At 37.8% G+C, this 17,908-nt stretch carries 11 protein-coding genes; 6 read left to right on the top strand and 5 right to left on the bottom strand.

Annotated features, from left to right (window positions below):
* Window positions 1-105 precede the first annotated feature (105 nt).
* Together ltrA and QNJ50_RS14755 are read right to left on the bottom strand one after the other, a co-directional pair.
* Entirely contained in the window at window positions 106-1,788 is a 1,683-nt protein-coding gene (gene ltrA, locus QNJ50_RS14760) for a group II intron reverse transcriptase/maturase (RefSeq protein ID WP_300636435.1), read from the bottom strand.
* Window positions 1,789-2,656: 868 nt separating this feature from the next.
* Complete coding sequence (locus QNJ50_RS14755) at window positions 2,657-3,235, bottom strand: TetR/AcrR family transcriptional regulator (protein ID WP_300636433.1); 579 nt, start codon at window positions 3,233-3,235, stop codon at window positions 2,657-2,659.
* 186 nt (window positions 3,236-3,421) lie between these two features.
* Here QNJ50_RS14755 and QNJ50_RS14750 point away from each other — a divergent pair, with 186 nt between their 5' ends.
* The 5 genes from QNJ50_RS14750 to QNJ50_RS14735 all read left to right on the top strand — a co-directional run bounded on the left by QNJ50_RS14750 (window position 3,422) and on the right by QNJ50_RS14735 (window position 7,918).
* Entirely contained in the window at window positions 3,422-3,892 is a 471-nt protein-coding gene (locus QNJ50_RS14750; protein WP_300636431.1) for a GNAT family N-acetyltransferase, read from the top strand.
* Window positions 3,893-4,031: 139 nt separating this feature from the next.
* The gene (locus QNJ50_RS28580; RefSeq protein ID WP_366914269.1) at window positions 4,032-4,148 is read left to right on the top strand and encodes an element excision factor XisH family protein; all 117 of its coding nucleotides are present in this window, start codon (window positions 4,032-4,034) and stop codon (window positions 4,146-4,148) included.
* A 155-nt stretch (window positions 4,149-4,303) separates the two neighbouring features.
* Complete coding sequence (locus QNJ50_RS14745; RefSeq protein WP_300636429.1) at window positions 4,304-4,969, top strand: hypothetical protein; 666 nt, start codon at window positions 4,304-4,306, stop codon at window positions 4,967-4,969.
* A 766-nt stretch (window positions 4,970-5,735) separates the two neighbouring features.
* Entirely contained in the window at window positions 5,736-6,575 is an 840-nt protein-coding gene (locus tag QNJ50_RS14740; protein WP_300636427.1) for an alpha/beta hydrolase, read from the top strand.
* A 155-nt stretch (window positions 6,576-6,730) separates the two neighbouring features.
* The gene (locus QNJ50_RS14735; RefSeq protein ID WP_300636425.1) at window positions 6,731-7,918 is read left to right on the top strand and encodes a serine/threonine-protein kinase; all 1,188 of its coding nucleotides are present in this window, start codon (window positions 6,731-6,733) and stop codon (window positions 7,916-7,918) included.
* A gap of 476 nt (window positions 7,919-8,394) precedes the next feature.
* Here QNJ50_RS14735 and QNJ50_RS14730 read toward each other — a convergent pair whose 3' ends face one another.
* Both QNJ50_RS14730 and QNJ50_RS14725 read right to left on the bottom strand, forming a co-directional pair.
* On the bottom strand, window positions 8,395-9,573 hold the full coding sequence (locus tag QNJ50_RS14730; RefSeq protein WP_300636423.1) for a DUF1822 family protein: 1,179 nt from the start codon (window positions 9,571-9,573) through the stop codon (window positions 8,395-8,397).
* A 527-nt stretch (window positions 9,574-10,100) separates the two neighbouring features.
* The gene (locus tag QNJ50_RS14725; RefSeq protein WP_300636421.1) at window positions 10,101-11,324 is read right to left on the bottom strand and encodes a sigma-70 family RNA polymerase sigma factor; all 1,224 of its coding nucleotides are present in this window, start codon (window positions 11,322-11,324) and stop codon (window positions 10,101-10,103) included.
* A 782-nt stretch (window positions 11,325-12,106) separates the two neighbouring features.
* Here QNJ50_RS14725 and QNJ50_RS14720 point away from each other — a divergent pair.
* Window positions 12,107-17,596 (top strand): caspase family protein, encoded by a 5,490-nt coding sequence (locus QNJ50_RS14720; protein WP_300636419.1) that lies wholly within the window; start codon window positions 12,107-12,109, stop codon window positions 17,594-17,596.
* A 48-nt stretch (window positions 17,597-17,644) separates the two neighbouring features.
* Here the strand turns inward: QNJ50_RS14720 and QNJ50_RS14715 are convergent, their stop codons facing one another.
* Complete coding sequence (locus QNJ50_RS14715; protein WP_300636417.1) at window positions 17,645-17,788, bottom strand: hypothetical protein; 144 nt, start codon at window positions 17,786-17,788, stop codon at window positions 17,645-17,647.
* Between the last annotated feature and the right edge of the window lie 120 nt (window positions 17,789-17,908).

Here is a 17,908-nt window from a genome sequence, read left to right as displayed (position 1 = left end):
TGAATGGAGTAGGGACGGAGCGCACCTTCACACTTCACAGCCTGCGTGTTTCTCTATCCCTCTCCCCAAACCGGACTTGACACTTTCGCGTCATCCGGCTTTCCATCATTGCAACCGACTATGGTTGCCAAATGAAGACGTTTGAGCGTGACAGTTTCTACATAGGAGTTGTAGGTTCTCTTTGACATCAGTACCGCCGATTCGACGTGCTTTAATATGGTGCATGTCTAATCCGGAGGTACATCCACAAACAGCACACTTAGCTCCACGTTCTGCCTTAATTTCCTGCTTCAATTCTCTCCATTCCTGGTTATCTGCATTACCAAGCCAGACTTTATCGGGTATTGGAGCTTCGGGAGTTGTTAATGTCGTAGGCTGCTCACCTTCTAAGTACGGGTTTGGTATTGAGCGTGACCGATACTTGGTTATCGGTTTATCACTCATTCGGTACAGGTATAAGTAATCTTCCCCGTTCCTGATTCCCAAGTTATCTCGTTGTCCCGTTGGATGAAATTGACGTATTTTATACATCTTCATTATCCGGCGAGGTGGTAGGCGGTGACGTTTCTGCAACCAAAGAAATAATCGCTCATTGACCCAGAAGTCTAAGTCCTTAGCAGTTTTCTTTGCATTGCAATGACAGTAGTAGCCAATCCATCCTCTTAATACTGCATTTAACGCAGTAAACTTGAGCAAGGGGGAATCTTTAAACCATTTCCGGTTAGTCATTTCCTTAATTTTCGACTTAAGGCGTTTCTTGGCTTCTTGGGTAGGTGTAACCAATAATTTTGGTTTATCATGACCGCTAACGTAGCGTCGGACGTGGAAGCCAAGAAAATCAACCCCATTATTTACATGGGTAACTCGTGTCTTTTCCATGTTGAGTTCCAGTTTTAGTTCTTCCCTGAGGAAGGTCTGGAATTCTTCACGTAAACGCAAAGCTTCTGTTTTGCCGCCATTAGTTAGTAGCAGCCAATCATCGGCATAGCGTATCAAAGCACAGTTTCCCAGTCGTTTTATTCGACGTTTCTCTTTCTGTTTACGGTCAAGGCTACCGTATTTCTTCCACCAATACATATCTAATTGATGTAAGTATATATTCGCCAATAATGGCGAGCAAATGGCACCTTGTGGCGTACCAATATCAGTACGATGAAACAAAGAACCTTGCATCATCCCCGCTTTAAGAAAGCGTCCAATTAACTTAAGGAGACGTTGGTCTGCAACTCTTTTCGCCACGAGTTTTAATAAGATTTCGTGGTGGACATTGTCAAATGCTCCCTTAATATCACCTTCTATTACCCAGAAATACTTACTGCGTTTGTTAATGTAACTGTCCAATAGGGCAATGCAATCCTGTGTTCTGCGTCCTGGTCTAAAACCGTTGGAGCAGTTAAGAAAATCACTTTCCCATATTGGTTCGAGCAACATTTTCAACAGCATTTGTACTACTCGGTCTTTGAGGGTTGCAATACCTAATGGACGACGCTTACCATTACTTTTAGGAATATAAACGCGGCGTACTGGTTTTGGTTTGAACCGTTTGTTACACAGTTCGGCTTGCAACTTACTTACAAATTCGGCTTTTGCCGTTTCTGAGGAAAGCTGCTTTTTCGTTACGCCATCGATTCCCGCAGTTTTCGCCCCTTTGTTTGAAAGGACAGATTTTAAGGCAGCGTGTATCCAATCTTCTCGGCAAATTAACCGATATAAATGGTCAAATTGATGTTCAGGATTGTGCTTCGCCTTCGTGGCTAGGCTACGTTGGGTTTTGATAATATCGGACATACATTTTAGTCCTCTCATTCCAAACAACGTTCCTTGTACAATGACTGCCGTCCTTCGCCATGTACCAGACCTTATCTGGCTCGGACTACTACGACGGCTCTGCCACATAATGATTACTTCAGCCGCAGTTAGCCCAGTCTTCAAGGAAGACCAATCATCATGCTTCCTACGTTCACATAGTGGTATGTGTTATATTTGACCTTAGACTCCCTCTTTACGCCCATAAGACACAGACCCAGTGTCCCCGAAATCAGCCGATAATTTATACCCCTATAATTAGAGCGGTTCAGTCCCAACCAAAAGACCTTTTCGTCAACCGCGTAGAAGGTTGAGTTACCTGATATCTCGTACCATCCCTGTTGTTTAACAGTACGTCCAAGGTGTGGACGCTTCAGACAAGGGTTCCTTGCGTAGTCATAGTCAAAATTCAGGCTCGAAGCCTAGTGCTGTAACAGGGTTCCAGCATTTTGCCCCTTGTTCATCGGGCTTCAAACGGGTTATTACTCATTGTCCCCCGCCTGCCGACTCAGCCTTGGCGCTCTGGGGTGAGCAACCAGCTTGTTTTAAGGTTTAATAAATCACCTCCTAGTTAAGCAATACCACTATGCGCATCGCAGCGCACCTAACGTCACCTTGCGGATCCGGCGTTAACGGATCCGTAGGTAGCGCAGCTAGAGGCAAAGACGCGCCTTACGGCGTAAGCGCAGCCATACCGTAAGGTTTAACGCCGTCGCCGCAGGCTCTAGCTATAGTGGGGTGTTAAGCACAGCAAAAGTGTGTTTTACTAGCTTTAACCTTTTATAAGTGGGTGCTTTATTTTCGCCGCGATGTACTAGGCTATTGACTTTGTTGTAATTTCAATGTTCTTCTATTCCATTAAAGTATTGATATGTCGTCGTACTAGATATTCTTGTTGTTCTGGAGAAAACTGCTTGGGGTTGATAACGACTCCAGTACCAATTCCATCTACTAGGGCGATGAGTGCATTTGCTTCCAGTGTGAGATCGAGATCGGCTCGAATCATTTTGGCTGTTTGTAATTTGGCTAACTCTTTACAAAGAATTTCCTGTAAAAATTGATAACGTTTTTGGTGTTCCTTAATCAGGTGTTCGCGCCCGGTTGAATAGCCCAAAAATGCACTCCAAACCTTCCAATCATCTCTGTCACTAACTTTCAGAGGTAGAGCCGAAAAAATAATCTGTTCTAGCCTTTCAATTCCTTTTTTCCCCTTGGCGCAAGATTCAATGTTTTCTAGAACACTTGCAAATACTAGTTCTAGAGCAAATAGAGTTAGTTCCTCTTTATCACGGAAATAGTGGGTGACAACTCCAGTTGAGGAACCAAGTTCTTGAGCGATCGCCCGCATACTGGCACGATCTAATCCTTCGCGGACAATCACTCGCCATGCTGCTTTAGCAACTTCAATACGGCGATCTTCATAACTCATAGTTCTTTTCGGTTTACAACAACGTCAAATAGTTATGTTGACACATTATTACAACAGTTGTTATGTTTTTATGGTTGCATAACAACTGTTGTTATTTTTAATTTTACCTAATTCCTGTAGAAGTTTGTTGTTTGACAAAACTTCGATATCCTCTGTTATTACTTTTACACTTGTAGGGAGTTTGTTATGATTCGACCAACTGTACCCGATGATACGAACGCACTACTGACTCTAGCTAATGCGGCGATCGATTTCGAGCCAAAGGAACTTGAGGAATTGAGCAAAATACTGACAGATTACTTCAGCGATGACAATAAGAACAGTCATTTCTGGTTGACTGACGAGGATGATGGAGTAGTTGCAGCTGCTTATTGCGCGCCGGAACGGATGACAAATGGAACTTGGAATCTACTTTTTCTTGCTGTCCGACCTGATCGCCAAGGTCAAGGACGTGGTACAGCAATGGTACGCTATGTAGAGCAAATCTTAAAAGAGCGTGGAGGGCGTTTGCTCTTGATAGAAACATTGGCGAGTTTTAAGGATACTCGGAAGTTCTATTGTAAGTGTGGTTATGAGGAGGAAGCGCGGATTCGCGACTTTTATGAAGCAGGTTATGACAAGATTGTTTATCGTAAGGTTTTGGGCGATGGGGGGTAATGAGATATGCAATAGATTTTACATTTGTAACTGAATCTAACAGTTATTAAACATCATATTTTTTTTTAACAATCCCGGAAACTTCTTGATATATTAGGAGTTGTTAACTGAGTCAAGGCAATAAATCTATTATTTCTCAATGCCTGCTAAAGATATTTTTCACGATACTGTAAAACGTGCATTGCAAAAAGACGGATGGTTGGTTAATAGTTTCCAAATATTCTATTTTGGGTGTAAAGATAATAATTGTGTGTAAGAAACACAAAAATAACTGATTAATCTTGCTTTGCAAAAACTCGTACAGTCGCACCTGAAAACAAGCGAACCTAAAGATAGAATGTTACGTTGTATAATATTTTTGGGAATAATATATGTTAGTTAAACATAAATATTAATTAAGCTAGAAATGAGATGAATATTTCTTCAGACTGGAAAAACAAGTCGTTAACTCAATTAAGTATTGAGGAGCTAGCTTACGCACATCTGGGTGGTGCTGACAGTTATCAACTGAAAGATGGTTACCTGGATTCCATTCTTCCCATAATATGTCAAGAGATACGTCATTCTCGCAATATGAACTATTCGAAAAATTTCGTTCCAGTAGTAAGTTCATTTGCTGTCATTGAGCAAATAGGTTTTAGTTACTCGAGAAATGACAAGTTAGAATATTCAAACCCATGTGCAAGTCCTATTAAAAAGGCTATGTACTACTTCGCTGACTATGAAGAAGATGATCGTGATATTGAAGCTCTTTATTCACTTCGAAATTCTTTTCTTCATAATGCAAGCCTCATGGCTAAAGCAAAGCATACAAATCAGACAAGCTTTTATTTTCAGTTTGATCGAAGTTTAAATAAGTTGGCTGAATATCCTAATTTTAATTGGGACGGAAATATTCAAAATTTCGAACCAGAAACAATGACGACACTAATCAACCCTAATTATATTATTAAAATGGCTTTTGATATTGTAGAGAAAGCGTTATCTTGTTTAGAAGACAACACTCTAGATGTATGTATAAAGGACGGTAAGCAAGAGCTATATTACAGATTTCTAAAGTACAGAAACCTCAGTTAATATCTAATTATGTTCCGCTAATACTCTCAGAACAAGTTACTGTGATGACTAACGAAGTACTACTAAAAATTCTTAATAGATTCTAGAGTAATGAGTGTACTCAGATATTGCACCTAAAAAAATTGCTCAAACTAGATATATCCAGGAAATAATCAATTAGACGTAAAACCATTGATTTATAAAGCTTTGAGGCTTTTTTTTGACTCAAAAAATGTCTAAGTTCCGTTAAATGACTGTGACTGTTAAAACCACACTCCAAAATACAGCGTATTGCAGGTTTATGAGGTACACCAAAAAATCCCCGTGAACTCTCTCCCTCTTTCCCTCTCCCTTAGCGCAAGCGTGGCGTCAGCCATAACTTGGGAGAGGGATGTCCGTCAGGACAGGGTGAGGGTGTACCTCATTTACTTGCAAAGTGCTGTAATATCCACAATTAATCTCTCTCCTTTACTGCAAGTTTACTGTTATAAACAGTACACACACCTATTAACTTCATCAGGAGTATATTAGACATCTCCGGAAAAGAATGTAGAGACGTACCATGGTACGTCTCTACAAGGATTTTGGGTTACACATATTTAATTTCCGGAAAGGTCTATTTATCTAGATCTGTAACTTGCGAACTATAGCGCTACGCGCAAGCCAAAACAGATCCCATATTTAACTTGTTTTGTTTCTCTACATCTTTCTATTTGGGGATATATTCCATTGATTGATTGTTTAATCTTATTAAACACTAAGTAAGCCCAAAGATTAAACAGTTGATATGAAGCCCGTACGTAAAACTTTCTCTCATTCCGATATTCAACTTTCATACCTGGAATGGAATCAAGGTCAAACCCCTTTATTATTACTACATGGTTTAGCCGATCATGCTTTAGTCTGGTCTTATTTGGGAGAATATTTGGCTGAAGATTATCACATTGTTGCCCCAGACATGCGCGGTCATGGTGAAAGCAGCAAACCAAAAGATAACTATAGTTTTGCGACTGCGATCACAGATCTAGAAGCGCTGATGGATAGTTTGGGGTGGTCTGCTACTCACGTAGTAGCTCATTCTTGGAGTGGAAAATTAGCTGCCATTTGGGCAACACAAAACCCCCAACGTTTGCATAGTATGGTTCTGGTGGATCCAATTTTTATTTGGAAAATGCCTAGCTTATTGAAAATTACCTTTCCCCTTCTCTATCAGGTTTTACCTTTCCTTAAAGGTATGGGACCATTTACTAGTTATGAAGCAGCTGAAGAACAAGCAAGACAGTTAAATCAGTACCAGGGATGGAGTACTTTACAACAACAAGTATTTCAAGCAGGAATCGAATTAAAACCCGATGGTAACTGGGGTAGCAAGTTTACGACTGCTGCTCGCGATGGAATTTTTGCGGAAGTGATGCAAGTAGCAGGTTTAACACGAGAAATTGATATCCCTACCCTTTTCGTCCAGCCAGAAAAAGGTGTTAATCGTATGACATGGCAGTTACAACCTTACAAAAAATTTCTTAAAAATTTACAGATTTGTCAAGCACCTGGAAATCACTGGTGCTTTCTAACACAACCAGAAGATTTTAACCGGACTATAGCTTCATTTTTAACAACACAAAATTGAAAATATTTAGGAAAAATTTATTTACAAGTCAACCTGTTATTTGTAAAAAGAAATGAATAGTAAACAGGGATAGTATGGAAGATAAGGAAGGAGATAATTTTCCTCATTTTCCCTATCTCCCTTATCTTTTAATACCTATACTTTGATAGTCAATTATGACGATTTGTATTAACCCCTCTTGTCCCCAACCTAACTGTTTGGCGAATCGGGAAAATCGCTTTTGTCAGAGTTGTGGTTCGCCATTAGAAGTGTTTGGGAAATATCGAGCAAAACGTCGATTAAATGATAAAACTGACTTTACTGAAGTCTATGAACTTGATGTAAATAATAAGACAAGGCTTTTAAAACTATTAAAACAATATTTATCTACAGATTCTGAAACTATTGAACTTTTTCGCCAAGAAGCAGATATTTTAGGGAAAATACAACATTCAGGAATTCCTAACCATGATATATATTTCCAATATAAAACTAGAAATAACTTAATCCTACATTGTATGGTAATGGATAAAATAGATGGTAAAGATTTGGAAGAATGGCGTCGGCAAAATAGCAAATCAATTTCTCAAATACAAGCTATAAATTGGTTGAAGCAGTTAGTAGAAATACTCGATATAAGTCACAGAAAAAATTATTTACATCGAGATATTAGACCATCAAATATTATAATCAAACCCAACCAGCAATTAGCATTAACGAATTTTGGAACCGCTAAAGAACTCAGTCAGCCCTATTTAAAAAAGTTAAGCAATACAAGTACTTTGATAGAAATAGATTCTGTCGGTTATAAACCTCCAGAGCAGATGACTGGAGAAACAGTTGCACAATCAGATTTTTTCGCACTAGGGAGAACTTTTGTCTTTTTGCTTACAGGGTATCATCCTTTAGAAATGCCCCCCAATATATATGATGCAGAGAATGACATTCTCCATTGGCACAATGAAACAAATAATATATCGCCGTTGTTTTTAAATCTGATTGATGAGTTGATGGCTTGCAAAGTAGAAAAACGCCCTCGAGATACTCAGGACATCTTACAACGTTTAAAGCAAATTGAATTACAACTGGCTCCTCCAATCCTCCCTAAAAGCTATCCCGTCTCAAATCTACCCCAGAGAAAAACTTTAAAATATCCCAATACAGCTCTACAAAACCCTCAGACTGCGATTCAAACACAAACCCAAAAGAAGAACATACCATTATTTTCCTTGTGTGCTGCACTATTGGTTTCATTGGGTTTGTTAACTTTTGTCGCAAACATTCTTCGTTCTTTGACTCCGCACCAAACATCACCTACTTTGGAACGCGTTCAACCCGTCTCTGTAGAGTTTCCAAATCCTTGAAGAATTTAGGAGTCGGAAGTCGTAGAGACGTTGCACGCTACGTTTGTAGAGAAGTCAGAAATCAGAAGTCAAGAGTCAGAAATCAGAAGTCAGGAGTGCAATCTCTTTGATAACAGACTTGAGATGTACCTCAATTACTTGAAATCTGCTATGAGTCTACAAGGTTAAACTCTCGGTTCCCATTTCTCAAGTTTAAGTTCCTAATTGTGAACTACGGAAAATCATATTCAACTTTGAGGATAAATATGGGGAATTGATACTGGGTCACACCCAATTTAATTTGAGAATCAATTAAATTTAATAATCATTAAGCCTGACTATGAATTAATCTTGATGATCAATGAAGCTTAAAAATTCAAATCAAGATATAAATTCAAGTCGAAATAGAAATTCAAGTCGAGATAGAAATTCAAATCGAGATAGAGATTCAAATCAAGATATAAATTAAATTCAAAATATTAATCTAATTATTTAACTCAAAATCGCAGAATTTCATAATCGTAATTTTCAGGTAAAGGTTCAATTTCCCAAACTATACCTTCACCAGCTTCTAAAGCAACTTCCACAAATAATTGTTCCACAGCAGTAGTTGCGATATCTTCATTATTAGGAAACGGTTGTAAATCTTCGCTGAGTAATCTTAACTTAAAACCACCAGGAATTACTGCACCAACGTTATTATTACGAAGCTCAAAACGCCAGATATTTTCCGTATATTCACCTTTCGGGGTCACACATAATTCATAGGATTGACCAGCAATTATTAACTGACGAGAAAATGCTACTTGTACGGATTTTTCCTCAATATTTCTCGCAGTTGCTGCACTTAGTTCCAGATTAAAACTTTGCCAACCAATTTGTTCCACAAATTGAGACATTCCATCCCGTAACCATCGCATAACACTGTATGGGTCGGGACGACCCAAACGTCGATGGTATAAACTTGTTCTCCACCCACCATGTTCTAATAATCCCGACCAAATGGAAAATGGAATTTCTAATCTTGGTTCAATTATTTGAGAATCTCCCAACCGCTCAATCAGATTTTGCGCATGTTCTACGGACATATGGGGTACGGGAGCGATCGCTGTACGGGTATTTTCCTCACGACAAAATTCTATAGCTGTAGCTAAAGCACTAATATCATCAATGATTTGTTTATTATCTAAAACATAAGTACGACTGCTGGGATCGTAAGTACCACGATCTTTGAGTTGAGCGTGGGTACAATAGCCCCAAACCCTGACATAATTCCCTTCTGGTTCAACTTGAATACCCAAATAATAATCCCCAACCCAAGAAGGAATATCAACCCATTCTTGGGGTACGCGTATTTCTTCAGAATCTATTGCTTCTGTGGGAACTAATATTAACTTGGTCCCGTCCAATAGATCGACCGCACTTCCATTTACCAACTCCCAAAAGCTGGACAAAACAGCGGTATTTGGAAAAGGTTTTGCATTCGATCTGATATCTTCCCGAATCCAAGGTAATACAGTTCCAAGGCAAAGTTTGTTGATATACCCTTGATAACGTGAATTGGGATTGGAAAAAAACCCACTCGTAAAATCTGCAGGATTTTTAACCTTTTCTGGTATTTCTAGTATCAATTCCGTCGTGCGAGCAAAATTAAATAAATTTAAGTTATTAATCATTTTTAGTACTCCCGGGGATGTTTTAACCCTTATTCAGTGTGCGCAAGGGAAGTTTTTTCCCCAGCAGAAAATGTTTATTTTTTTGCTGATATAGAGCTGATATAAATTTCTTAAAGTTTGCATTTAACTGAACTTTAGACATATAGGAATCTAGTTTAATTTATGTTAATTTGCATAATGTGACTATAATCACTCATTGCATATACAACATATAAAACAGAAAGTATACAGTAAGGCAAAGTGCAACAGATTGCATTGTCTGAGGAAAAATCGTAGGTAGCGCAGCTATAATTACGATTCTCGCAAAATCTGCTAAAGATTCCTATGTTAGGGAAAATCCACCACCATATCTTAGTTGAATGTTTTAATCAAATATTTCAGTTGAATGTTTTAACCGAATGTTAGGGAAAATTTCGAGCGAAATGTAGTTAGTCAGAATACCTCTCTTAAAAATAATTGTTTCCAATGACCTTTTCAAAATCTTCCCAAATTTTTCCCGAATTTTTCCCAAATTTTCCCATAAGTATTTAACTACGAGATTGCTGATAATGTTGTTCTAACCACTCCTCAATTACTGTACTGTTAGTCTTCAATAGATCTGAATTAACGGAAATATGCAAATTTTCTTGACTCCATTGACTTAAAGAACGTATTAATACCTCCTTTGCTTTTGTTAGTCGGCGAGAGATAGTATATTGTTTAATTTGCAATTCTTGAGCAATTTGCTGTTGAGTTAATCCTTGGGAATAATACAGCACCAATATTTCTTGTGTTTGCTGATTTAAACCTTCAATAGCAGCTTTTAAAACCCCACTAACTTCCGATTGCTGATATTTACGGTTTTCTTCTTCTTCTTTATCAATCATCTGACTGATGAATAAATCCCTTTCATCTGGAATATAGTCCAGGTATTCAGTTGTATCTCCTTCACCGGTGGGTGTATTAGCAGAAGTTATGTTGGGATAAAGATAATTACGAACTGATACAGCACACCTTAACAGCCAATTTTCCAGGGTTTGGGGATCGATCTGAGATTGGGTTTGTGAAGCTTTAATCTGTAAAAATTGAATTTGTGAATTGTAATCCTCAGCGATCGCTTTCAAAGTTTCTGGATCTGGTTTTTGTAGTTGACGGGTAGGTTTACCCGGTTGGGGAACATATAATTTCTTAAAACTATTCCAAGCCATGATATGATTATTGACTACCTCTGGTGATAAACCAGAATTAATTAAAGACTCCGATAAGCGTTTTTGACTAACTTTACGCAGTAGTCCCCAAGTAGAACATATATCAACTTCATGACGTTGGCGCAGGGTATCGCGAATCGCACTACTAAAAATCGCTTTCGCATAAGCTTTAAATCCAGAACTTCGTTCGGGATTAAATCCTTTGAGTACTTTATCAACACTCGCGATCGCGACTTGAAAGCAATCAGAAAGTTTATATTGACTACTAGCGAAACTTTGAACCGTTCTATGAGCGATCCAATAACAAGTTTCTTGTAAATACGCACTCAGATGAGATTTTGCTAATCTTGCAGAATTTTTTTGCCAAATTCTATACCAGTAGTTAGCCCAAAAATTTTCTTGTTCGGCTAATTCATCACTTCCATTTGCAATTTGAGAATTTTTATCGATACAATTTTGTATACTCCGACGCAGTCTAGCATCAGTTGCCCAACCACTGAAAGAATCAGCATCAAATTGTAAGAAAGTAGAAAAAATTTTAACAATACTGTTTCTAGGATGCATAAAAATACGCAAGCCGATCTAAAGAACAATAACAAGAATCAATAAGAATCTTTGTTCCAAACTTTACTACAAGCAGCTATACATATGTTTCAGTTTGTAAAAAAAATCTACTCCCGCAGTGAGAAAGATGGATAATTCTAACAATATTCAACATCATCAATCTTTTTTAGCTCCATTCCTGACATCAAAAAAAACTCTTTTCTTTTTTCCTTGACAAAAAAAGCTAGAAAGATTTTTCCACGCGAATTGTATATAGCAAAGGCTAAGAACACCAAAAACTATTAGAACTTAAATTGTCAAGATAATTAAATCAAAGTTCAATTAAAAGCTGCTACGAAGAAAATAAGTATTAGCAAGATAACTTATGTGCAGCAAAATATTAGTAGCTAAGTGGGAACGTTTAATTTTTTATATTTATATTTATATTTATATTTATTTTTATTTTTATATCTATAGTTTGAGCTATATGATCTCATAAAAATGAAATGCAAAGTCCATAAAACATCAACCTCATTTTTTCCCATCCTAAGTCATCTCACTAATACTTATAATCCAAAGACGTAATATCGTTCGACATGTATTGTTCGAAAGCGACAATATATTATATTACCAGATAAAAAAGATTGCTGTAAGATAAAAATAAAAAGTAAATCCTATCATTTACCAGGTAAATACGTAAAAGTTATAAACTTTTATTTCCTAGTTCTTAATTCACAAATGTACGTATTGGACAAAAAAGTATTCGGAAAAACATAAAAATCAGGCTGCACAATTAAAATTAAATGTCACCATTAGGTATAGCAACAAGTTCTTCTACTACTAACTCTACCTCATCAAACAATCGAGGTACACTTTGGCTGTTATTAGTGGGAGTAAATAACTATCAGGATGAGGAACTACCCAACCTTAATTACCCAGCAATAGATTGTCAGGGTTTAGCAAATGCCCTTACAAATCTTACTGGAGAATTCAATCACAAAGAGATAAAGATTTATCACGATTTAGCACCCCATAGTCCTTATTTAGCAAATGTGCGTAAATCAATAAAAATCATTGCTAAACAGGCTAAATCGATAGATACTGTTCTATTTTATTTTTCAGGACATGGTGTAGTAGATTCCTCAAGTCAACAAGCATTTTTATGTTTGTCAGAGACACAAAAATCAAACTTAATAGATACGGCTTTTGGCATAAAAGAACTTTTACACTTATTAGCTAATTGTGCCGCTCAAAATCAATTAGTGTGGCTTGATGCTTGTCATAGTGGTGGAATGACACTGAGGGGAGCAACAACTGAAACCCTAATTAGCCCCACACAAACACTGGTAGAGGTATTACAAAAACAAGCCGCTCGTAGTAAAGGATTTTATGCATTGCTCTCCTGCGATACAAATCAACAATCCTGGGAATTTAGTGAATTAGGTCATGGAGTATTCACTTACTACTTAATGCAAGGTTTGCGGGGTGAAGCTGGTGACTCCCAGGGTCTGATTTGTGCAGATAATTTGTATCGATATGTATACCATAAAACGCTGCAATATATAGATAAGAAAAATCAACAATTGCGATTGATAAATCAACAAAAAAGAAGTAAAGGTGAAACTCGTTTATTTCATGAGTATACGCTACAAACACCAAAGCGAATTGTGGAAGGAGTTGGGGAATTAGTTTTTGGAAAAAGTCAAAGTAAACTTATTGGAAATGTCTCTCGACGTATTGCTTTAGTTGTTGAAGGGATTTCAGTTTCTCAGACAGCTTTAGATATTAGTAAGTTAATAGGGAAGAAAGGAGAATTTGAGGTTGAATATCTCCAAGCAGCGAAAACCTCTCCAGCAGAAATTCGAAGTGCAATTAAACGTCATTTACAGACACCAAAAACAGATACAACTTTGCTGTATCTCCAGGGAAAACTTGAGAAAAATGAAGCTGGGGGATGTCTGCTGTTAGGAGAAAAGATTCGTCTCGAATGTTCCTGGTTAAAACAAATCCTGCGCGAGTGTAATAGTAAGCAGATTGTAATTTTGGATTGTTTAAAAACCCATGTAGAGATGTTGCAGAGGCTTAACACCGACGCCGCAGGCTCTGCAACGTCTCTACAAAGGATACATGATGGCGCGTCTGTGCAAAACATTCAAAATGGTAATTCTGTAGAGAATTTGCATGGATGTCTGCAGGAATGGGTTGAAATTTTACAGATGGATTCCCAGCAAGGACAGTGTTTAATTGGTTATCTTTCTCCGGTTTCAGAACCAGAACGCTTCGCTCAAATCATAATTAAAACCTTAACAAATACGTTACCCACAGGTTTATCTGCTGCTGGAGCGATCGCAAAACTGCAATTAGAACTAGCAGGTAGTGAAATTCCTTTGCAAGTATGGCTTACAGGAACCCAAGGAATTATTGAATTTATTCCTGCAAGTAGTGAGGGAAATAAAGATAAAACTTCATCTGCTTTGGATTTAGGATTTTGTCCTTACATGGGATTAAATGCTTTTTCCGAACTCGATTATCAATATTTTTATGGTAGGGAAGCTTTAACTCAACAGTTAATTAATCAAATTAACAAATCTGCTTTTCTAGGGGTAGTAGGTGCATCCGGAAGCGGAAAATCTTCAGTTGTCAGAGCTGGTTTGATTCCTGCATTGCAACAAGGAAAACAAATACCTAATAGCGAGCAATGGTTAATTAAATATTTGCGTCCTGGTGTGAACCCTTTAACAGCTTTAGTACAAGCATGTGAAGGATTTGCAGTGGATTTTGAGCTTGACTCTCAATCCCCCAATCTTCTGCTAGAAGGAATGCAATACCTTGGGGTAGAAGGATTTGTTTATTGGTTGCGTAACCGACCCGAACCAATGGTAATTTTGGTCGTAGACCAATTTGAAGAATTATTTTCTCTAGCTACACCCACAGAAACAGAAAAATTTTTAAATTTATTACTAGGAGCGATTGAATATGCTGGCGATCGCTTCAAATTAGTTATTACTTTGCGAGCAGACTTTATTAGTTCCTGTTTGGAAAATCCAGCATTAGCAGAATTATTACAGAAATCCAGTGTATTAGTTCCCCCCAACTTAACAGAAGAAGATTATCGTCGCGTAATTACTCAACCAGCGCAACAGGTAGGTTTAAACATTGAACCGGAACTTGTAGAAGTTTTGTTGCGGGAATTGGATCGTTCTGCAGGCGATTTACCCCTGTTAGAATTCGTTTTGGAACAACTGTGGCAAAATCGAGTTGACGGAAAATTAACTTTACAAGCTTATCAAGAAAAACTTGGCGGAATTCAAGGAGCATTAGAACGTTCCTGTGAGGCAGTTTACGATAGGTTGGATCCCCAAGCCAAGGAATGCGCTCAATGGATTTTTCTTTCCCTAACCCAATTAGGTGAAGGTACAGAAGATACCCGCAGAAGGGTTTTCAAATCAGAATTAATAGTCGAAAAATATCCCCAAGCATTAGTAGAAAAAACTTTAAAAGCATTAACAGATGCCAAGTTAATCGTTGTAAATTTAGAAGAAGACCAGAATACCCTTGGTGCGAGTCGAGGAAGTAATTTAGAAGCGCAAAATATTAAACAAAATAATAAAGGAACCCACCATAATTCAAACGTAGAGACGCGCCATAATCCAAATGTAGAGACGCGACATAATCCAAATGTAGAGACGCGACATAATCCAAATGTAGAGACGCGACATAATCCAAATGTAGAGACGCGACATAATCCAAATGTAGAGACGCGACATGTCGCGTCTCTACAGGATATGAAACAGGAAATAACCGTAGAAGTAGCCCATGAAATTTTAATCCGTCACTGGTCAACCTTGCGATGGTGGTTAGAAGAAAACCGTAGCAGACTGCGATCGCAACGTCAAATTGAACAAGCAGCCCATTTGTGGAAAGATAATAACGAACAAGATGATTTTTTGTTGAAAGGGGTGCGGTTAGCAGAAGCAGAAGACATTTATATTAAATACACCTCGGAACTATCCCTTGACGTCCAAAGGTTTATTGAAGCTTGCTTAGAAGAAAGAAAGCGCTTACAGCAGGAAGCAAAAAACAGACTTAAAAAAGCTCGCAGGGTTGCGATCGGGATGACTATTTTGGGGATAACAGCTTGTGGTTTTGCTGGTTTAACTTATTGGACTAGTAGAGAAGCTCAATTAAGAGAAATTGAAGCTTTAAATTTTTCTTCCCAAGCACATTTATTATTGAATCAGCAATTGGAAGGATTAATTACTAGTGTTCAAGCAGGAGAGCGGCTGAAAAATATCATTAGCGTACCAGAAGATATTCGCGTAAAAACAGAAAATACGATACAAAAAGCCCTATCAATTCAAGAAAGTAACCGTCTTCAAGGACATGATGATATAGTTACCGACGTCATTTACAGTCCTAAGAGTAAAATAATTGCTTCTGCTAGTGACGATGAAACAGTCAAACTTTGGAGTCCAGATGGTAGGTTATTGCGCATATTAAGAGGACATAAGAATGCTGTAAAAAGTATAAGTTTTAGTCCTGATGGTAAGAAGATCGCAAGCGCCAGTTTCGATGGAACCGTAAAGATCTGGAGAACCAGTGATGGAATATTACTTAAAACATTGAAAGCACATTCCGCTGAAGTATTAAGTGTAACTTGGTCTCCTCGAGGTGACATCATTGCTTCATCAGGAGGTGCGCGAGATGGAACAGTTAAAATTTGGCAAGTCAGCGATGGTCGCTTATTGAAAATCCTTAACGGACATAAAGGTTACCACATCAATGGCGTAGCTATAAGTGCAGACGGTCAAATATTAGCTTCAGGAAGTGATGATAAAACGATTAAGCTTTGGCGAATTAGCGACGGTCGCTTACTTAATACTCTCGAGCATAATACTGAAGTTTACAGCATTACTTTTAGTCCTAATGGTCAAATTTTAGTTTCGGGAAATGGAGATAAAACCATTAAAATCTGGCGCAGAAACGGAACTTTTGTGCAAAAAATATCAGAAGTACATAATGCTGATGTTAGGAGTGTAAGTTTTAGTCGCGACGGTAAAACTTTAGCCTCAAGCAGCACTGACGGAAGTATTAAACTTTGGAATAGCAATGATGGTACCTTAGTTGAAACCTTCAAAGGACACAAGGACAGTGTTTTTAGCGTAGCTTTCGGTGAAGACGACCAAACTTTATTCTCTGCGGGTGGAGATCAAACCGTGAGAATTTGGAAGCGTCAAAATAATTTACTCGAAACTTTAAGAAGTAAAAGTGGAGTTTATAGTGTAAAGTTTAACCCTCAAGGAAATCTTCTTGCTTCTGCCAATGAAGACGGAACAATCAAAATTTGGCAAGCTCACAATGGTGGTTTGCCGAAAACTTTGCAAGGAAATAATAATGCTGACATTACTAGTATAAGTTTTAGCCCTGACGGTGAAATTTTGGCATCTGGGGATAGTAAAGGTCGGGTAAAACTTTGGCAAACTCATAACGGTGACATGATTAAAAGTCTGAAAGGACACAAACATGCAATTAATAGTTTAAGTTTTAGTCGCGATGGTAATATTTTGGCTTCAGCAAGTGGAGACGAAACCGTAAAACTTTGGGATGTGAAAAAGCATTCTTCGATCGCAACCCTAAAAGGACATAAAAGTCAGGTTTTGAGCGTCGACTTTAGTCCTAATGCTAACAACATTCTGGCAACAGCTAGCATGGATAAAACTGTTAAATTTTGGCAGCTTAACATAACCGAAACTCCCCTCAGGAAAGAAATCTTACGAGAAAGAGTAAAAGTAACCTTACTTAAAAGCCTCAAGAAACATACTAGCCAAGTTAATGCAGTGAGTTTTAGTCCCGATGGTAAAACTCTAGCTTCTGCAAGTTCAGACCTAACGATCAAACTTTGGAAGGTCAAGGAAGGTACTTTATTAAAAACTCTCAAAGGACATAACAATTCGATTTGGAGTATTAATTTTAGCCCCAACGGTCAAACAATTGTCTCAGCAAGTGACGATCAAACTGTGAAACTATGGAGTATTAATGGTAGAGAACTCAAAACCCTCAAAGGGCATACAGATTCTGTGTATGATGCAACTTTCAGCCCAGATGGTAAAATAATTGCCTCTGGGAGTTTTGATGGCACCATTAAAATTTGGGACTTAGACAGCAAACAACTACAAACATTAGATTTAGATAATCTATTGATTCGTAGTTGCAAGCAGCTTGATAATTATTTGAAAACTAAGTCTAAAGTAAACTGGGAACTAAATTCATGTATTAACCTGAACTCAGGTTAGTTTAGATGATAAACATGTTTGGTGCAGTTTTTTGGTAATTTTCCTTATCTAGAGCTTGGGTTTTGGTGTTTTTCCTCGAGGTTTCTTGTTGGTATGTTGATTGAAGTCGTATGTCGGTTCTGACCACATTTGGTCTCGATCTCTATCTGGGTATTGGTCTTTTGGGTATTGGTCTTTGTCTGGTCGTGACATTGTTTTTCCCTAATCTTTGCAATAAATGTTTGAAAAATTTAATCTTTGACGAATTTATCGAATGCCGACTCCATGTCTGCAATCCGATTAATAAGCAAAAAATAATAGATAGATAAAATT

This window comes from Mastigocoleus sp. MO_188.B34, assembly GCF_030065675.1.
GTDB lineage: Bacteria > Cyanobacteriota > Cyanobacteriia > Cyanobacteriales > Nostocaceae > Mastigocoleus.
Note: the sequence above shows the minus strand (reverse complement) of the source record. Positions and strands in the feature narration are given on the sequence as shown.

Excerpts from the sequence above, each read along its gene's own strand:
- QNJ50_RS14755 (WP_300636433.1), bottom strand. The coding sequence starts at position 3,235 with ATGAGTTATGAAGATCGCCGTATTGAAGTTGCTAAAGCAGCATGGCGA.
- QNJ50_RS14745 (WP_300636429.1), top strand. The coding sequence starts at position 4,304 with ATGAATATTTCTTCAGACTGGAAAAACAAGTCGTTAACTCAATTAAGT.
- QNJ50_RS14735 (WP_300636425.1), top strand. The coding sequence starts at position 6,731 with ATGACGATTTGTATTAACCCCTCTTGTCCCCAACCTAACTGTTTGGCG.
- QNJ50_RS14715 (WP_300636417.1), bottom strand. The coding sequence starts at position 17,788 with ATGTCACGACCAGACAAAGACCAATACCCAAAAGACCAATACCCAGAT.
- QNJ50_RS14725 (WP_300636421.1), bottom strand. The coding sequence starts at position 11,324 with ATGCATCCTAGAAACAGTATTGTTAAAATTTTTTCTACTTTCTTACAA.
- QNJ50_RS14730 (WP_300636423.1), bottom strand. The coding sequence starts at position 9,573 with ATGATTAATAACTTAAATTTATTTAATTTTGCTCGCACGACGGAATTG.
- QNJ50_RS28580 (WP_366914269.1), top strand. The coding sequence starts at position 4,032 with ATGCCTGCTAAAGATATTTTTCACGATACTGTAAAACGTGCATTGCAA.
- QNJ50_RS14740 (WP_300636427.1), top strand. The coding sequence starts at position 5,736 with ATGAAGCCCGTACGTAAAACTTTCTCTCATTCCGATATTCAACTTTCA.
- ltrA (WP_300636435.1), bottom strand. The coding sequence starts at position 1,788 with ATGTCCGATATTATCAAAACCCAACGTAGCCTAGCCACGAAGGCGAAG.
- QNJ50_RS14750 (WP_300636431.1), top strand. The coding sequence starts at position 3,422 with ATGATTCGACCAACTGTACCCGATGATACGAACGCACTACTGACTCTA.
- QNJ50_RS14720 (WP_300636419.1), top strand. The coding sequence starts at position 12,107 with ATGTCACCATTAGGTATAGCAACAAGTTCTTCTACTACTAACTCTACC.